The organism is Bradyrhizobium sp. UFLA05-112, assembly GCF_053572325.1.
In genome coordinates, this window is the sequence record NZ_JBANBK010000065.1 from 1 (window position 1) to 17387 (window position 17387).

A 17387-nucleotide genomic window follows, 5' to 3' on the forward strand; every position below is an offset into this window, starting at 1 on the left:
TCCAGCCAGCATGGTGAATCAGAAACAAGCTGATTTGGGAATCCCAAATCGATTCAACCTAACCCCATCCCGCTTTAATCGCCGCCGGCTCAGCCGGCACGGGCATGAACCGTGGAGCGATGTAGCCAACACCAGTTTCTCGCTCTCACTGAAACGGTCGACTTCCGCGTCACTCTGGCGCGATCGTCGCAAGTCCAGCTTCGATGACTGCGATTTCTTGGCTTACTTGCGCGACGACTTGTCTTGGATCGATGCCGGTGACGCTCTTTAGTTGCCTCAGCAACCCCTGCCGATGCGCAAGAAGGCTCTCCAGCGCGCCACGGTCGTTTAGTCTGACATAGCCGTTGACGATCAACTCAACTGAATGCGACATCTATCTCTCAACTAAAGAATACCCTGATCTTGCTAATATATCGGATCCGGCAGCACCACGCAGCATCGCGTTTCGGAAACCTTGATTAGTAAGACTAACGAGCAAAGCTCCTTGTCGCCGTACATGAACCGCGCCCATTTTGGTGGCGGTCGCGGACGTGCCGATGTCTCGCGTAACCGGCGCCTTCGCGGCAAGGGGCCGCCGCCTCCAGAAGCGGCGGCCCCGCCCAACGCGAGCGACCAATGCCAGAGCGGGCTGCCAAATGATAGGAAGCGCGCCGACTTTTTGTTCGCGCCTTCTATTGTCCCGAAGGCGCTGGCATTCATCTCAATGGAAGCACAGTGCGTCTTGGCATGCTCGTTCTCACGCGAAGTGATACGACAAGCTGCCGTGGATTCTAGCCGCAATGCTCGCCTATCGAACATTTACTGCTGGGATGCTTTGCCGTCGTGCGCAACAGCTTAAGATGAGCACCTAGACGGACGCTCATTTGAATGCGTCGTTGAGGATCGCCGCAATCCTGGCGCCGGCGAGCGCAATCCGCTGGTTCGCGATCCTGTGGGCCCTCGACTGATAGGCCTGCGTGAGCTTATACGGGCCATCGCCGCCGCGGATCGGCGGTGCGTACACTGACTGCTTGGCGATCTCGAAGCTCTCCTGGATCCAATCCTCTTCATCCGTCGAACCGCTATCCACCGTACGAAGATCCGCCGCAGCGGCGATCGCATCTTGTGGTGGCGCGCTGGTCGGTCCCAACAGCCCGTCCCAGAACGCGTGGAGCTCTCTGGCGCTTCCACACTTGGTGCACTTGATCTTTACGTCGTTCCCGCCAGCGTCGCCATCTTGCTCGGCGTGCGTAAAGCGGGAGGTCGCGTGCAACGGTTGATGCAGGTCACCGACCAGATGCAGCAGCCAGGAAAGATCGTATGAGCGCACGTCGTCCGATGCCGTCTTATTCGCAACCGTGCTCTTGAAGACAGCAACCTGAGTTTGTGAGTTGGGCGATTGCGGCTGCTGCAAGGCGGTACCATCCGTCGAAAACGGTTCGTCTATGAAGTGCCAGTACTTGTGTCGGAAGTGATCTGCATAGCCGATGTTCTGCGAAGCTTCGGGCGTCTGGGGCGCAACATCGCCGTTTCTGTCGCCGTCGTTATGGTAGTCGCTGAGCGATTTGATCTGGTCCGGCCACGTCGCCGCCTTCACGAACGCGATTTGGTCACGCTGGCTCGCCGGCACGCCCTGGACCCAGCCATCATATTGAGGATTGAGTTTGAGGAGGCGCGTGGCTTCCTGCTTGGCGGCGGGCGTCAGCTGACTCCAGGCCAGCGCAGCCGCCTCCATATGTCCGAAGTTATTCCAGGCGTTGGCGGGCGCCCCCAAGAGCACTGCACAGCCCAAAGCGATCCAGAAACGTGTCTTCATGGAAATCCTCATCGAATTGGAAATGCAAAAGAACCCGCTGACGTTGCGGACGCGGATTCATACACGTCATTTATGTCGTCGAAAAGAAGGAAAGAGGGCGCTTGCCACGTGAGAGCCGGCTTGGGCGGCAAAGCTTGGTTCAAACCAAGTGCGGATCGCAATGCCGTGGGCGTACTGCCGGCGCGACCCGCCGGGTCGCCGTCCTCGTCATCACGCAAGCTCCCCATCGGTTTAATCCCCACACCATCGCAAGTCCCGCGCGGTCCACACCACTCGGAGGTTAAGCCAATGGAGGTCTTTCAGACCTAGAGGGCTGGCCGGGACACGCCACCGTATTGATCCATGACATTGTGGCGAGGCCGACGTTAAGCCAACATGAAGCTGCACTCAGCAAGGCCTCAAATCCAACAGGAACGAGAGTTTGCGCATCGTGCCTAAAGAAGGTCCGGGCTGTCAGGTAAGGGAAGGCGATGGCTGTCAGGTGACGACGTCGATAGCAGTCGTACTCGCAATATCCTCCTCCCGTTATCACGTCTCGCACATAACCTGGACCTAAGGACCGAGCACATCCGCTGCAGGTTGTGTTGCCGTGCGGGGTCCTGTGATTCACGAGGATGAACTTCATAGCGTGGCCCGTTAGAGATTTCATCCAGCCTGGGACTTGTCAGCGATGCTGTATCGAAGTTGCGCCGATCTCGGGGCAACCGCAGACCACATGGCATGTCCTGCCGATCTCGATGGAGCTAGGCCGCTCGCAGCCAGGAGAGCCATCTATGATCGCCCTCCCGCCGCACCCTGAAACGGTCGACGCACTTCTTGGAACAAAGAGCCGTTCGCCAGCAGTAGTAGCGGATCAGACCGAACCTTCCACCGCAGATCGCACAGCACCTTGCTGGACCATGCCCCGCATTTTGGGAGCTGTTTTGCATTCCTGCCTCCTGTCGGCGTTACGCGGATAGCCCTCGCGCCCGGCATTTCCTTCGGCGCAGCATTACGCGCGCAAACCGCGCGCGATTTCGGCCGGCGCCAAGCTTCCAGCGTATACGGGACACCGTGCGCCATCGCTTGATTGCGCACTGGCTTGACGAAGTAACCGCTCTATTGGAGGGCTTCGCCGATGTTGCTAACTATAAGCGTCGTTCGATCTTGATTAGTGCAATCAGTAGCGGACCTGAGCCTAAATCCTGCGCCCCATCGGCAGATTTCGAGGAATTTTAGCGAGATCGATCGATAACTTGCATTTGGGCCACACGGAAACGAGTTTGGCGCCGCCTTCGCACTCTCAACGCGCAGCAATCCGACGCCCGGTGGTCTCGAACTGTTCAAATCAGCATGGACACTCGGACCGGCCGAGGTGTTGCCTGTGTGGCTGGCGTAAGGCGCTCAGCGCTCCTTGCGAAGGCGGACGAGACGGCAGATCAAAATCGGTCTTATCTCCGTTTCGTTAAAAAAAGGCACAGAAACAGCGACGTTGCGGGCCAAGCACCGCAAAACTACTACACGACACGATGACCGAATTGGAAGGTGTGACGCGAGGGATATTCACCCTTCATATCTTCTTGCACCCGTTGGCCCGCGCCATCGGGCGAGAGAGAGAAAGTATGCCGCCCCCTTCGCCTGTCACGTTATGTGCTTGATATCGTGAGACTCGCACTCATGCTCAGCAGGGAGGATCGCGCGCCGCGGTCGCGCCTTACCGCGTAGAATCGTGGAGCCGCGATATCGTCGCTCGAACCCGATCGCTCGTACTACGTGCTCATGTCCGCCATGAGAATTACGTTATCGATCAGCCGCGTCGAGCCGACGTAGGCCGCAACGCACAGAGCCGCAGGATTAGCTAAGGGGCTTGAGGCCGGCTCAAGCGTGTCGGCATCGACCAGCTCAAGGTACTGCAGCCGGTCGACCTCATCCAAATGCCGCCTGGCGATCATGATAAGCTTCTCGCATTCGCGCTCGCCTGCGCGGAATTCGGCCTCCGCCGCGAACAATCCGCGACTGATCGCAAGGGCCCTCCGGCGCTCGTCTTTATTGAGATAGCGATTGCGGCTGCTCATGGCGAGCCTGTCCGGCTCGCGAACGGTTGGCACTGTGACGATCTCGACGGGAAGATTGAGATCAACTGCCATGCGACGAACGACCGAGCATTGCTGGAAATCCTTCTGCCCAAAAAATGCGATATCCGGCCGCACCATGTTGAATAGCTTGCAGACGACTGTCGCGACACCGCGAAAGTGCCCAGGCCTGAAAGATCCACACAACGGTTTTGCCAGTTCGCCAGGTTCGATAAAGGTCTCAAACTGAGCTGGATAGACCTCCCCTGCTTCGGGAGCAAAAAGAATGGTCACGCCGGCATCACGGCACAGCCCCTCATCCCGCAGAAAAGCACGCGGATAGGTGCCGAGATCTTCGTTCGGCCCGAACTGAGTGGGGTTGACGAAGATGCTTACGACCGTGACGTCGCACTGCGCCCGACTGGCCTCGACCAATGCCAGGTGGCCGTCGTGCAGATAACCCATTGTCGGCACGAAGCCGACCCGTTTGCCACGAGCTTTTGCGAGAGCGGTACGAAGCTGAGCGACCGTCGTAATCGTTTGCATATTTTGACTTTACATCAAGTTGGATTGGAAGGTGCCCAGTTTGAGAGCGCCTCGCTCATGCCTTCGGGAAGCCGATAGGATTCTTGTGGCGTCGGGAACGCGCCGTTGCGGACGTCTTCGGCCCAGTGTGACAGTGGCTCCTGCAACAGCCGAAAGCCCTCGACATAGGTCCGAACAAATTTTGGCCGACGGCCTTCGGTTAAGCCTAGCACATCATGAAACACAAGTACCTGGCCCGAACAACTGGGGCCAGCTCCGATTCCAATCGTCGGTATTGTCAAAATCTCGGTCGCTCGGGCGGCGAGCTCAGCCGGGATCCCTTCCAGAACGATAGCGAAACATCCAGCCTCCTGCAGACGGTAGGCGTCGTCGAGCAGACGTAAGGCATCATCGGCCTTCCGGCCCTGCACCTTGAAACCACCCATAACATTGACGCTCTGCGGCGTCAGGCCGAGATGGCCCATCACCGGAATCTCACAATCAACCAAGGCACGTACGATTTCGGCACGTTTGGCCCCACCCTCAAGCTTCACCGCGTCGGCCCCACGCTGCAGGAAACCTCCGGCGTTGCGGATGGTCTCCTCGGGACTGAGGTGAAAGCTAAGAAAGGGCATGTCGGCTACAAGCAAGGCGTGAGGCTTTGTGCGCGCCACGGCCTCCAGATGATGATTCATCATCGCCATGCTGACCGGCAGCGTGTTGTCGTATCCGAGGCAGACGTTACCAACGCTGTCCCCGATAAGGATGATGTCGACAACTGGATCGGCGATGCGTGCCGTCACCGCATCGTAAGCGGTGGTCATTACGACACGTCGGCCCTCCCCTTTCCACCGCTGCATCGCTGGAATCGTGACGCGTTTAACAGGCGTGTCCGAATTATGGCTCATCTTAAGTTCGATCCGTCGATTGCCCCGCGCATACTTAGAGTCGTCGCTTCCTAAAGAAGACAGGCGAAAATTGTCAATGCCGAACTGAAGAAAACAAACGTGCGCCTTCCAAAGTAAAGGCCAGATGCACCAAAACGTGCAATGATTGCGCGATCATCGGCTGGAAGCCTCCTCGTTGCTATCAACATGCGCGGTGGTTACATGGCAGGCGCGCGCGCCGGCCCGCCAGAGAGCAAGTCAGTCCCTTTTCCACCGGATGGTTTCGCCAAGGTTTAGTCGAATCCGGGTATCTCGTTTCCACTTGTGGCCAATCTCGACGTGGAATTCTTTTTGATCGAGCTCTAGTCCGCTCTTTAAAAACTGATCCGTCAGACCACCGCGGCTTGCATAGTAGGAGCGTTGCCGGCGAGTTGGGCCTTCCGGCTTGGGGGCTCGTACCAAGTGCATGATTTGATCGCGTCGTGATCCGGGGCCAATTGCTTCAGCATGTGATCGCTGAGATCGCGCGTGCTTACCGAGAAATGCTGAGCCCTTGTCGCAACGGTTTCCCGGTCCAGCGCAGCGATCGCTGTTCGTAGCAAATCTCCAGAAAAATCATCCTGGAGCCGGCCTTCGATCCGCTTTACCAAGTCATCATTAGGCATTTAAAGTCCGCGTTACCGAGGCCATGTTTCGAGCCAACATATGGGACTTGATGCCGGTGTACAGACAAATCATGAGATAGCTTCAACGGTAGTAATGGGCTCCGGATCGATCTTTTCCTGCTCAAGAGATCGAGCATCATCGCCTCCCAGGAAAGTGGCCAGAGACTGCCATGGGTGGCTTGGTAGCAAATCGATTTTCCGCGACGCCTTGCCGGGGATTCCGTGCAGGCGCGCCAACGCGGGATTCATGAGATGGGGCAAGACCGGGATTGGTAGAAGGGAAGTTAAATGCAGCGCGATACGCAGGCCGCCTTCGTCGATGTCTCCCCAATGATAGATACGCCTTATTCCGGGCCACCGTGAAATCGCTACCAACGCCGCTGCCACTGCCCTCGACGGGAAACCACCGGTGTAGACGGCGACCTCGTTGGCTTGCAGCACTTCCCGCACATGCCGATTGAAGCTCGCGAGGTTTTCGATCGTGATGATCGATCGGATCGCACCCGCTGGTTCGATCCCCGGTGCTTGTTCCGGGGGAAGCCCCACATAAACCAGGCTTGCGAAATCCACGCCCGCGAGACGAACCGGACCGGCCATCAAAACAGGCTGCGAAAACTTCTCCAAGCCCAAGCTCGCCATGGCTTCATTGTCAGTCAGATCGGCCTCGAGCTTTCCTATCTGCTTAAGGAAATTGATGATCCGCGATGCGTACCGTTCCAGGAGCTTGGTATTGCCTGTTGCTTGCCCGGAATACGTTCGAAGATCGCGTCGATCTATGGGATCACGCGTTAGAACGGCATCCAGAGCCGTGATAAATTCTGCGGCCTGCTCCGTCTGCTCAAAGCCAATCGAGAACGGTCGCTCTCCCCGCAGCCAACCGTCGATAATACTGTCTCGCGCCTCTACTGCGTCGGTGTGCTTTGGAACCACAGACGCTTGAAGTCGGGATACCGCCGCTCTTGCACGCTCGTGCGCCGGTGTCCTCCCAAGAAACTCGTAAAGGCGGACGGCATCTCTCAATCTGATACGTTCGGTCAGGTGCCGCGCCTCACCACGGCCTTTGACGACGCTGATGGCGCCTTGACGTTCCGCGTCCGCAAGAAGCCGGTCAAATGCCGCACGTTCCGCTGCGGACGGAAAATCGTAAGGCGCGCGCTCGGCCGGTTGGCGCGTCCGGTCGGGGACGCGTTCCACGCGGTCGAGAAGAATGCCCAAAATGTCGCGTGCCCTGCCTGCGCTCACGTCATTCCGCCGCCTTTTGCGTCGTTTGCTCGCTCTCTGTTCTGAACCATTCCACGCCGCGATGCTCCGGATTGGCTGCCTGCATCTCGGCCTGAGCTCTCGGGCCAATCCGTTCGGCATCGACGGCAACGCGATCCGTGCCGCTCATGCGCGTCACTGAGATGATACAGTCCACCGATTCAAGGAACGTCGCACGGTGAATCTCGGGTGCCGCGATGACCAGTTGGAGCCCGAGATCACGGTAGAGTGTGATGAGATTCTGCGTATTATTGATATCCAACTTGTTAAAGGCTTCATCAAAGGCAACCAAACCCATGCCTTCGGCACTGCCCTCACGTCCGCCTTTGGGGAAGTAAACGGACACCATGCTGGCGGCAATCGCTACATAATAAGGCGCCTGCCGCTGCCCTCCCGACAAAAGCCCAACCAGCTTCGAGAAGGCTTGCTGTTCACCTGCTTGATTCTCCAGGAACAGCTCGAACTCGAAATAGTTCCGGTAGTCTTCCAGGCGACGCGTATCCTGATCGCGAGTAACGATCTCCTCCACTTGCGCCATCGCGCGTTTCATCTCGTCGTCCGCCGCGCTTGCCTTATCCGCCAGTGCCGCAAATGATGCATCCTGGCTTCCGATAATACGCTTCACGAGATCGTAGAGCGGCTTAAAGTCCGCAGATATATACCTTTTGAAAGAGTACTTCTGGCCCACGAACGAATATGCGGCGAGCCGCTTGTTCAAAATGTCGAGCTGCGTCTTTATCTTCTCAAAGCGGTCGGACATTTTGGCGAGCAGGTCTTCCTTGAGCGCCGCCTCAAATTCATGACGGGCTTGAATGACTTTCTCGCGGTGGGGCCGGAGTTCATGTTCTTCGAGTCGAATCTCCCGCGCCGCGCACCAGAAGCAATGCTCGGCATGGCCGGCATCCTCCGGAAGAGGACTTGGGCCTTGAATATACTTCCGGACGTACTCACTAAATTCTCGCAGGGCACGCGTACCGTTCTCGCGCGCAAGCCGCGCATATTCGTCGGCGGCCTGCCTTGCTTGATCGCGGCGCTCCGCGAGAAATCGCACTTCCTCGCCGCGCTTCTGGAATACCTGCACACCCAGTGTCGTTCGAGCCTCGTCGATCGTAAAGGCGCCGGCCTCCGCGAAGGCGATCAGTTGCGTCGTGCGATCGGTGGCTTGTTCTCGCTCGATTGCTTCAGCCGCCATCAACATCTTCGTCACGGCTTCCTGACGCTCCGTGATGCGCTCTCCGGCGCGAATTGAACGCGTACTGCTTGTCCGTTCTTTTTCACGCAACTCTGTTAGTTCTTTCTCGTAAGCGTCAGTCTCCTTTTCGATGCGCTCAATCTCCAGCCGAAGGGCTTGGCTCTTAGGATCCTCGACCTGTTCCCGATCTTTCTGAAGCGCTATTCGCCGCGCTTCGGCCCGCTTGACGTTTTCCGCCGCTTCTCGCAATTGCGATACAATGTCTTCCTTGCGTTCAAGTCCAGCTAGGTACGTGACCGCGCTGTCGAGCATCTTCAGTTCCCGTTCCTTCTCACTCATCTGGGTTCGAAGGAGGGCACATTTCGCTTGCGTGGAGGCCAACGCCGCAGTTTGCGCCGTCTTTCCAAGAATAGGACTGAGATCGCTAAATACCCGAAGTGAAAGCGCGGCCGTCGTCTTGCCGTTGCGCATAACGGCGTGATCGGACTCCTGCAATTCCTGTTCGGTATCGGCGCGTACGTAGCGTCCGACCTGGGTATCGACAAAAGCACGCGCGTCGATGTTGTCGGTCCGCAACACGTTCGCAATCGATCGTTGCGGTAGGGTGCGGTTTGAGCCGCGCCGCGTCTTGCGCGTATTGACGATCCGGCAACCATGCAAGCTTGAACGGTGCCGCCACAGATAGTCAAACGCCCTTTCAAGCTGCAACTCCGGCACGATCAGGGCCTCGCGGTTCGGCCCAAGAAGCATTTCCAAGGCGAGAGCCCACGATTCGTCGGCGATCTCCACAACATTTGGAAGAGCCCTGCTTTGAATGTCGTTCAACGCCAGAGCGTCCATGAATTGCCGCACATGGGGCGAAAGCACGCTTGCGCGCCCATCATTCGTGCCGCGGAGCGACTGCTCCAGATTGTTTAACTGCTGGCGGTCCTCGGCAATTTCCGCGATTCGGATATCGCGTTGCTGTGCGAGCGATGCGCGGACCACAAGGATCGCCAGCGCGCGCTGCGCCAAGTCCGCTAGGGATTCGCTTTCGACGACAAGCCGCTCCGTGGTCTGTTCACTGGCAGCGCGGACAAGCTCGGCCGCCGCCTGTATGGCACCATGATGCACGATCGGCACGAATTGACGTATCGCGGAAAATTGGGAGATGTGCCGAAACTCATTCATGGCACTGTCGAATGACAAAATGGCGCGGGCCTTATCGTCGTTGGCAACCCGTTCCTCGACCTCGATAGCTCGAATCTTTGACGCGCCCTCGCCGTCCGCGAGCATGGTCCGCTTGCGGATGACTTGGTCGCGATTCTCCGATACGACCCCGGTGTGATTGACGATCAGCCGATTAAGCGATGCATTCTCGTGGTCGGCACGCTCCTTTTCCTTCGCCAGCTCCCTGATCTCAAACTCCAGCCGCATGCGCTCCGAGGCGCTGGCAATATATTCCTCCGTTTGCGACTGGAGCGTCTGCCTCGCCCATGTCGCGAAGCGACTTCGGACGAGGCGCACATCCCTGATTTCCGCTTCAAGTTCTTCAGCGCGCTTTTCCATCGACCGCCATGTCTCAATGGACGAGCGAATGCGCTCAACATTGAGGGGGTCCGCTTCAAGCACGAAGCGCCTCACAAAGTCCGTGGGATCGCGGATTTCTCTGGCCAGGACGGCGTTATTGAAGCTCCGCAGAAAGAGGCGCGCATCCGGCGATGAACGCGGCCGCATCGCGGCCAGGTACTCCGCGACGAATTGCGTCGATCGGGCGTGCAGCGTAAGCGCTTTGCCGTGCCTTTTCTTCAGCCGCTCGATGATTTCGTCATGGGACACGACAAACTCGTCGCCGTCTTCGTCGAGCTCGATAAAATCCTCAAACGAGAACGCGTAGCCCCGCGCGATGAATAGCGCCCGCGCCGACTCCGTTCGCTCGCTATGATCTGCATGTAGAAGTAGGCCGATGGACAACGGCTCATCCGTCGCCGTATCGCGAAACGTAAGAGCAAGAATCGTCTCACACCGTCCACGCTTGGGTGCCCCGCGATCGAAATCACTCACTTGGCCGAGGCAATAGCTCAGGACCGTGCGATCGCTTTTCTCGCCGGCAGAAGGATTGAGGTCGATGAAATTTCCGTTGTTGCCCGTAATGACCACTTGAACGCCGTCGAGGATGGCGCTCTTGCCCGCTCCGGTCGGTCCAATGACGGCGATCATGCCGGCCACATCGAGGTCGAGAACCTCGAAAACATACCAATTGTGGAACGAGAGGCGCGTGAGCTCATACATCAAAAGATGCCTCGTCTGGGTCGAGGCGATGCCGTTCCGATGACGGTCCAGCCTTATCCGGCACGACAGCTGAGTCGCGCTCGCGCACACTCCAAGCAAGAAACTCTTCAGGCGCTCCCAGCTCCACCCACTTTACAACAGAGGCGGTAAGGACATCATCGACAAGAATGCCTATGCCGGGGAGAACCGTAACCGGGGTAAGCCGCTCGACACGGTCCGCATCATGCAGCAGAACGGCTCCTCGCCGCCGCAACGACTTCAGGATTTCTTCTAGCCGCGACTCAAGGGGCGGCTCTGCCTTTGCAAGCGTCCGGATGCGGTCAAATATTTCGTCGGTGTTGGTCTCAACCCGACCGACTTCATCCATAAGGCCCGCGCGCAAGCCTTCGTCATAGGTGACGCGCAGCGCAAGCAGGACAAGCGTCTCGTCTTTCTTGAGACGCGAGAATTGCCAGCCGTATCGGTTCTGGCCTCGGACCAGCGCGATCATTCCGGTTGGCGGCTCTATGACAATGCCAACCCCCATCGCACCGAAGTACCGTTCGAAAAATGTGCTGTGACGGCGAATGAGGTCGTAGATTTCTCGCCGAAGCAGGCTTGTATCCGGATAGATGATCTGGTGAGCAAGGAGCGCTTGAATCGCGGTCTCAATATCGACTTTCTCGACGGGCGGGTTGCCCCGCCGACCTTCGAGAAGGTCGCGAAGTTCGTCAAGCTCCAGCATGCGACGCTACCCTTCCCACGCGACGAACGACAAAGTCGGGACATGAGATCCACTCATTCTCGAAGCGTGTGGGCTTAATTTCGATCGCATAGCGCCGTGCCAGAGCGCCGTCGCCGATCTGCTGCAAGGCACGGAGCCGCTCGAAAATGAAGAAATCATCTAGCGACGAGAGAGGCATGTCGGCCGCTTGCAGCTCTTGCCGTTCGCCGAGCGCAGTTTCGAGATAGACGGCCATCTTTGCCGCTGTGATTGCTGTACGGCCCCGGTAGGCATCAAGCGCCGCGCGATAGGCGAGAAATGCCGAATCTGGTGCTTCGCGTCGAATTTTTTGGGGCTTTACGACCTCCCGCCCACGTTTGTGCTGATAGAGGTCTTCCCTGCCGATCACCACTTGTTCCGGAAGGAGGTTATGCGGGATGGATAGCTCGAGCGAGGAGGGACCAGCCAGATCGCCGAGCTTGGCTAGCGCCTCGATCACACGCTCGGTCTTCGTCTCCGCAATGCGATCCATGAACCGCAAGGTATTGGAAATTCGCCGTTCAAGCCGCTGGTTCGTGGCCTCGATAATTTCGAGATAGTCCCCGATCCGGTCAAATACCGAGATAACGTTGCGCAATTCTTGGGCAATTAACGCATACGCGTCTTCAATGCTCTCACCGCGCCCTTCCTTGACGTAGGCTTCGGAGAGGACAGTCATCCTTATCTCGTTGGCAAGAATGCCCTCCGCTGTGTCGATAATCTTACGCCTGAAGCGGAACGGATTGGTTGTGCTCTTCAGCCGCTTGAAATCTGAGATCAGGAAATGCTCGACGAAATCGTCAAAGAACTTCCTGAACAGGGTCCGCATATCGGTCTGGCCAATCAACTCTTCTTCAATTTGCCGTATTGCGCTTGAGATAGAGCGCAAGTGATGCATAAAGGACTTGGCTGACCGCTCAGCGTTGCGAACGGCCTCCGACCTGTTCTCGGGATCTTTATCGGCTCCTTCGAGCTGCAACAGAACTTGCAAGACTTCACCTCCATAGGAGCGCGTTCGTCCTGCTTTTATTTCGAGTAGCGTTGTCAGAATGAGGCGTCCGTTGGCATTCATATCGACAACGCGGCGGTAGCGGTCCCGAAATTCGGCTAACCACCCCGTTTCGAGAAGCCGCCGGTACGCGACGATGGCCTTGGTATCTGTGGTCTCGGCTGCCGGCGCATACGGAGCCTCATCGTCGAGTTGGACGTTGCGTCCCTGACGGTCGATAAATTCCCGAATCGCCTCGGTCATTTCCTGTCGGGAAACGACGCCCGGAATATCTCCGAAAACATCGCGGTCGATGTGCTCCAAAAGGTCGGCGTAGAACCAACGCGCTGCGCCAGAAAAAATGCGAAAGATATCCGGCGGTAAACCGCCAAATATTCGAGAGCGCGCTTCGTAGGCTTCTTCCCCTGTCATGGACCGTCCCCGATTAGACACATCCGCGGGCAGACGCGAAAGGATTATTCCAGCATCCTATGAAGGCGAGTGTGAATAAAAACAACAAATACAGCAAGATAGCCTTTTTGGCGCGCCGGGCTCTCCGGGACCAGGCTGCCGTGATCCGGGCCTTTCGGATCGCTAAACGGGATGCCGCGTCTCGTAGCCGGCTCCCATCGCACCAATGGTCTGCGTCGCTTGCGCGACATGTATAAGACATAAACTCACTCATACACGTAGATATCCAAAATACGTCAATATTATCAGCCTGTTCTGCTAGATTTCATGCGACCCAAAATCGAGTGCCGCGCCGGTTCGCAGCGTTTTTTGCGTGTTGCGCGCATCTTTTGTGCAATCTTGAGCCTACGCCTATTTGCGAAGGGCTCCTTGACAAGGCACAGTGAGAACGAACTCAGCCTATGATGAGCCTTGGCCGATGACCTTGCTTCACGCGCTCTGCCGCTCGTTAGAATTGAGCCGAGTGGGTCCGTACTCCGCAACAATCCACTTGCTCGTTGTGACAGTGCCGCCCATTTCGTTCTCTGTTGCCAACCGGGGTGCTTCGAGCCTGGCCTCAGCAACGGCCAAACTGTCAAACATGCCAACCAATGTTGTGTTCGGCAGTCGATATCGTACGTTGTTCAAGCCCAGGATCCACAGTTTCCAGCCCTGCGCCGCTGCTTGCTTCAAAAAGATGGGGTGCGGATCAGGGCTGCTCCCCTTTAAATCATACGACGCAAGATAGACAGGCATTCTGAAAGCCTCACTGAGAGCAAATAATCACACCATCAAATAGTTATGCAGGAGCTTCAGTGATCACGACCTAACCCCGGCGAGAAAGCCATCGACTTCCAGTTTGAGACGATGGCTGCTTTGGGCCAGCGCATTTGCAGATGTCAGTACCAGCGAGGATGACGCACCTGTGCTCGAGGCGCTCTGAGCAACCTGCCGGATGTTGCTGGCGACCTGCGTCGACAATTCTGCCGCATGTTGGATATTCTGCGCAATATCTTTGGTTGCCGTACCCTGCGCTTCGATCGCAGCAGCAATCGTCGATGCGATTTGCGAGATCCTGCCGATGCTGCTGCCGATCTCCGTGATGGCGCAGACCGACTCTTCCGTGGCCGCCTGGATATCCGCAATTTGCTCTGCAATTTCCGAGGTCGCCTTGGCTGTCTGTGTTGCCAGCGACTTTACCTCGTGCGCCACGACCGCAAAGCCGCGGCCGGCCTTGCCCGCGCGCGCGGCCTCGATCGTTGCGTTAAGCGCCAAAAGGTTTGTTTGGCTGGCAATTGCGGCGATTAGCTCAACCACGCCACCAACCTTTAGCGCAGCTGCCGACAGGTGCTTTATCCTTTGGTCGGTTTCTTCCGCCTGACGCACGGCGCCTCTGGCGATTTCTGTAGATTGCCCGACCTGGCGTCCAACCTCCGTAGCAGACGCCATCATCTCAGCGGTACGTGCAGCGACGACCTGAACATTGCCTGAAGCTTCCTCCGAGGCGAAGGCGACTTTGTCAGAGACTTCCTGTGTGTTGTGCGCCGTGTCCGTCAGGCTGCGAGCGGAAGCCTCCAGCTCGGTCGAGGCGGATGACAGTGTGTCGATGACGCCGCTTACCGCATCTTCAAACGTCCTCGCAAACCTCTCCAGCTCCGCCTTCCGTCGCATCCCCGCCAATCGATCCTGTTCCAGATTCGCTGCAATCTCGGCCTGCGCCTTCTCACCTAGTTTAAGCTTGAACGATTCCATGGCCTGCGCCATTTCACCGATCTCGTCTGAACGATCAAGTCCGGGTAGGGTCACCTCGAATTGCCCGGCCGCCAGTTGGCGCATCGCTTTGGTCATGCGTGTGATCAGCCGGGCCATGCCCTGCCCGACAAAGACGGCAACCAACCCGATTACGAGCGTGGCAAACCCAATTCCCCAGCCTAGCATCTGGCGGATGCGCGAAACACGCTCTTCTGCTGCGGCAGAGCTGGCATCAGCCGCCGCGATCGCTTTCAGGAGGAGAGGACGATTGCGACCGTAAATCTGCCCGAGATCATCAACCTGGTCATCCAACGCCTGTTGAGCAACCATGAAGGCCACAAAGCTAGCTCGGTAGGAATCAATGAGCGCCTTCAGTTCCGTCTTGACGTCCGGCGCCAACTGGGAAGACGCAAGCGCGATTCCGAATTCGGCGACCCGCTTTTCCAGTTGATCGCCGTACTTCTCCTCACGCCGCAGCATGAAATCCTTTTCGTGCCGCCGCATCATCAGCATCAAGGCGGCTAGTTGCGGTTGATTGAGCTGCGTAAGCCGGGACTCGGCCTGATGCACGGAGTCGCGCAGCTTGCCTTGAAGCCCATCATTTTCGGCGAAGCCGAGGACGCGCTGCGCTGAAACGATGTTGTTGAAACGTGTTGCATAAAGGCCGATTCCGGCGCGCAGGAAGGATACGTCCTTCAGGGGGGCACCCTCCGGCAATGAGGCAACATACTTCTCGATCTGGCTGAGGTCGGCCAGTTCCTCCCCGATGCCTTGGGCGTGCCGCGCGATCAACGCTTGATCGTGCTTACGCAGAAACTCCAGCGCTAACTGCTGCGATTCAAGAAACGCTGCTGAAAGTGCCGTTAGGTGAGCACGCACGTGGATGCTCTGATCTGCCTCGCGCTGCACCTGCGCAACATAATTGAGCCCCACGATGCAAGTCGCTCCAGTGGCGAGCACGCCCACTATTCCAAGCATGGCAATCTTGGTTCGCAGGCTTGGCCGAAGTCGCGGAAGAATTGGCAATACGAAGCGTTTCGCAGCCGTTGATACGGACATCAAATTGCCAATCAATCCGCGACCATTTCCACTGCGCTTCTGATCAGAACGCTCGAAACGTAAGCTCGGGGAGATGCCGACCATTCGCAACCTCCGTTGGGTTTGTTACACAAGGCTAACGAAGAGACCGCGATCGACGTCGTACCGTGACGAGAGCGGAGCGGCAGTTTGCTTTTGCGTTCTTTGGCTTTCACGTCGTCAGGCTCAGCGTGTTCGCTTCGCCCATTGATCCATCCTCGACTGCCCCAAGAACGATTTCGAGATCGGCATATCATGTCCTCTAGCCGCGGACTCGCACAGCATGCGGCAGCACGCGCGTAAATTGAGCGATGTTTGCCGTAATTGCGCAGGATTCACTCGTTCAGGAGGACAAATCTCCGGACCTTATCAACTCCGGCACCGGCAAGTGCAACCCATCACGGAACATGCTAACAAGGACAGCGTTGGGCGCGACTACGGCAAGGAGTTCTCCATCAAGCCGCTGGATAGGGCGATGGCACAGATAGAATCCCCGGTGGACTTGTCAGGCTTGGCTTAGCAGGTACCTTGAATTCCCTTGACTGCTCTATCGCTAATTGCAGAATGGCGGCGGTTTCAACCGCAGCAACCGGACAGTTACGTTAGACCAGCTTTCCTCCGGCCACGCACTCGACATGACGCGAGTTAGGGCAGAGAATGTCAGTGCTCATCGACTATCGCAGCCGCGATTTTCCCGCTGTCTATTCTTTTCGTCCATATAGTACCCTCTCAACCACTTGGAACGAGCTTCTCTGGGCCGCCATAACGATTGGTCGCCCAAGCACCTACCACGTCTTCAGGTACGGCGAAGCCTCGTTCCATGAAGCTATTTTCCGGTTGGCCCTAGTACGGATGGCCGTCGAGCAAACTTGGAGCGATCGTCTTCAACGTACAAACGCCTTCGCCGCGCTCGACCCTACAGAGAAGGGGATGGTGAGCTACTTTCTGGGCATGACACTTTGCAAGCTATTCGCTTCAAGTTTACTGGGTACACCATGGCTCCTCCACCTTGATGTATTTCGTAATTCGTTGAACCCACTCCTACTTGGACGTTCGCGTCCCGATCTTGTTGGGCAGGATATCAGTGGCAATTGGCATGCCTTCGAAAGTAAGGGCCGCGCGTCAGTTCCGACATCGACCGACAAGGCGAAAGCTAAGGTTCAAGCGCAAAGGCTCGTCTCGATCAATAACCGCAATTGCACTCTTCAAGTCGGTTCGTTCGCGTTTTTCCGTTCGGAGGTTCTGGAGTTCTACTGGCGCGATCCCGAGCCGGATTCAAAAGATGATCCGATTCGCTTGCCGAGACCTGAGGCAGAATGGCGCTACTACTATGAACCGGCGCTGAGCCTAGCGTCTGACGTCGGTTCAGGGCCTATGGCTGCCGAGAGAGAATTGGCGGACGTAACGGTAGAAATACACCCGAAGGTCCGTCACTTGCTCTTGGAAGGCCGCTGGGCAGGAGCACGGCGTTTAGCCATGCGGTTGCGCACGACGCTCACGTCTGAGGGCTACAAGCCAGACGGCATCAAACTAAGTGTAGGTGAAAGCTGGTCGAGGCCCTACGTGCCAACTGAGCGCGGTTAAACTATTAAGTCGCCGAGATAGTTGGAGCATGACCATCACCGTCATTGCATGGCTTGATGAAGGCCTCAAAGCTACAGAACCCGATACTACCTCAACGACCAGCTTGAGGCATCGACCTTGAGCTGCCCCTGAGCATCAAGTCTTGCTA

General features: G+C 57.2%; 12 protein-coding genes. 1 reads left to right on the top strand and 11 read right to left on the bottom strand.

The features are described 5' to 3' along the window. Positions 1-169: 169 nt before the first annotated feature. The 11 genes from SO180_RS30165 to SO180_RS30215 all read right to left on the bottom strand — a co-directional run bounded on the left by SO180_RS30165 (position 170) and on the right by SO180_RS30215 (position 15721). Positions 170-373: a hypothetical protein gene (locus SO180_RS30165; RefSeq protein WP_449382468.1), complete on the bottom strand. Its 204-nt coding sequence runs from the start codon at positions 371-373 to the stop codon at positions 170-172. Between the two features lie 486 nt (positions 374-859). After that, positions 860-1795, bottom strand: coding sequence for a S1/P1 nuclease (locus tag SO180_RS30170; RefSeq protein WP_449382469.1), 936 nt, complete (start codon positions 1793-1795; stop codon positions 860-862). 1748 nt (positions 1796-3543) lie between these two features. Beyond that, the gene (panC, locus tag SO180_RS30175) at positions 3544-4392 is read right to left on the bottom strand and encodes a pantoate--beta-alanine ligase (RefSeq protein ID WP_449382470.1); all 849 of its coding nucleotides are present in this window, start codon (positions 4390-4392) and stop codon (positions 3544-3546) included. 14 nt (positions 4393-4406) lie between these two features. Next, positions 4407-5279, bottom strand: a complete 873-nt coding sequence (gene panB / locus SO180_RS30180) for a 3-methyl-2-oxobutanoate hydroxymethyltransferase (protein ID WP_449382471.1) — start codon at positions 5277-5279, stop codon at positions 4407-4409. Positions 5280-5647: 368 nt separating this feature from the next. Then, positions 5648-5923 (bottom strand): pPIWI-associating nuclease domain-containing protein, encoded by a 276-nt coding sequence (locus SO180_RS30185; RefSeq protein ID WP_449382472.1) that lies wholly within the window; start codon positions 5921-5923, stop codon positions 5648-5650. Between the two features lie 69 nt (positions 5924-5992). Further along, positions 5993-7165, bottom strand: coding sequence for a Wadjet anti-phage system protein JetD domain-containing protein (locus SO180_RS30190; protein WP_449382473.1), 1173 nt, complete (start codon positions 7163-7165; stop codon positions 5993-5995). Between the two features lies 1 nt (position 7166). Then, the gene (locus tag SO180_RS30195) at positions 7167-10646 is read right to left on the bottom strand and encodes an SbcC/MukB-like Walker B domain-containing protein (protein WP_449382474.1); all 3480 of its coding nucleotides are present in this window, start codon (positions 10644-10646) and stop codon (positions 7167-7169) included. Then, a complete protein-coding gene (locus tag SO180_RS30200; RefSeq protein WP_449382475.1) occupies positions 10639-11370 on the bottom strand; it encodes a DUF4194 domain-containing protein in 732 nt (243 codons plus the stop codon). The genes SO180_RS30195 and SO180_RS30200 overlap by 8 nt, the downstream gene beginning before the upstream one ends. Further along, on the bottom strand, positions 11357-12808 hold the full coding sequence (locus SO180_RS30205) for a Wadjet anti-phage system protein JetA family protein (protein ID WP_449382476.1): 1452 nt from the start codon (positions 12806-12808) through the stop codon (positions 11357-11359). The genes SO180_RS30200 and SO180_RS30205 overlap by 14 nt, the downstream gene beginning before the upstream one ends. A 468-nt stretch (positions 12809-13276) precedes the next feature. Next, complete coding sequence (locus tag SO180_RS30210) at positions 13277-13582, bottom strand: hypothetical protein (RefSeq protein WP_449382477.1); 306 nt, start codon at positions 13580-13582, stop codon at positions 13277-13279. Between the two features lie 63 nt (positions 13583-13645). Next, the gene (locus SO180_RS30215; protein WP_449382478.1) at positions 13646-15721 is read right to left on the bottom strand and encodes a methyl-accepting chemotaxis protein; all 2076 of its coding nucleotides are present in this window, start codon (positions 15719-15721) and stop codon (positions 13646-13648) included. A 591-nt stretch (positions 15722-16312) separates the two neighbouring features. Here SO180_RS30215 and SO180_RS30220 point away from each other — a divergent pair. Next, a complete protein-coding gene (locus SO180_RS30220; protein ID WP_449382479.1) occupies positions 16313-17239 on the top strand; it encodes a hypothetical protein in 927 nt (308 codons plus the stop codon). Positions 17240-17387: the final 148 nt, after the last annotated feature.

What these genes read in the sequence shown, in the direction of transcription:
- panC (WP_449382470.1), bottom strand. Translation starts at nt 4,392, where the DNA reads ATGCAAACGATTACGACGGTCGCTCAGCTTCGTACCGCTCTCGCAAAA.
- SO180_RS30165 (WP_449382468.1), bottom strand. Translation starts at nt 373, where the DNA reads ATGTCGCATTCAGTTGAGTTGATCGTCAACGGCTATGTCAGACTAAAC.
- SO180_RS30195 (WP_449382474.1), bottom strand. Translation starts at nt 10,646, where the DNA reads ATGTATGAGCTCACGCGCCTCTCGTTCCACAATTGGTATGTTTTCGAG.
- SO180_RS30205 (WP_449382476.1), bottom strand. Translation starts at nt 12,808, where the DNA reads ATGACAGGGGAAGAAGCCTACGAAGCGCGCTCTCGAATATTTGGCGGT.
- SO180_RS30220 (WP_449382479.1), top strand. Translation starts at nt 16,313, where the DNA reads ATGTCAGTGCTCATCGACTATCGCAGCCGCGATTTTCCCGCTGTCTAT.
- SO180_RS30185 (WP_449382472.1), bottom strand. Translation starts at nt 5,923, where the DNA reads ATGCCTAATGATGACTTGGTAAAGCGGATCGAAGGCCGGCTCCAGGAT.
- SO180_RS30200 (WP_449382475.1), bottom strand. Translation starts at nt 11,370, where the DNA reads ATGCTGGAGCTTGACGAACTTCGCGACCTTCTCGAAGGTCGGCGGGGC.
- SO180_RS30170 (WP_449382469.1), bottom strand. Translation starts at nt 1,795, where the DNA reads ATGAAGACACGTTTCTGGATCGCTTTGGGCTGTGCAGTGCTCTTGGGG.
- SO180_RS30210 (WP_449382477.1), bottom strand. Translation starts at nt 13,582, where the DNA reads ATGCCTGTCTATCTTGCGTCGTATGATTTAAAGGGGAGCAGCCCTGAT.
- panB (WP_449382471.1), bottom strand. Translation starts at nt 5,279, where the DNA reads ATGAGCCATAATTCGGACACGCCTGTTAAACGCGTCACGATTCCAGCG.
- SO180_RS30215 (WP_449382478.1), bottom strand. Translation starts at nt 15,721, where the DNA reads ATGGTCGGCATCTCCCCGAGCTTACGTTTCGAGCGTTCTGATCAGAAG.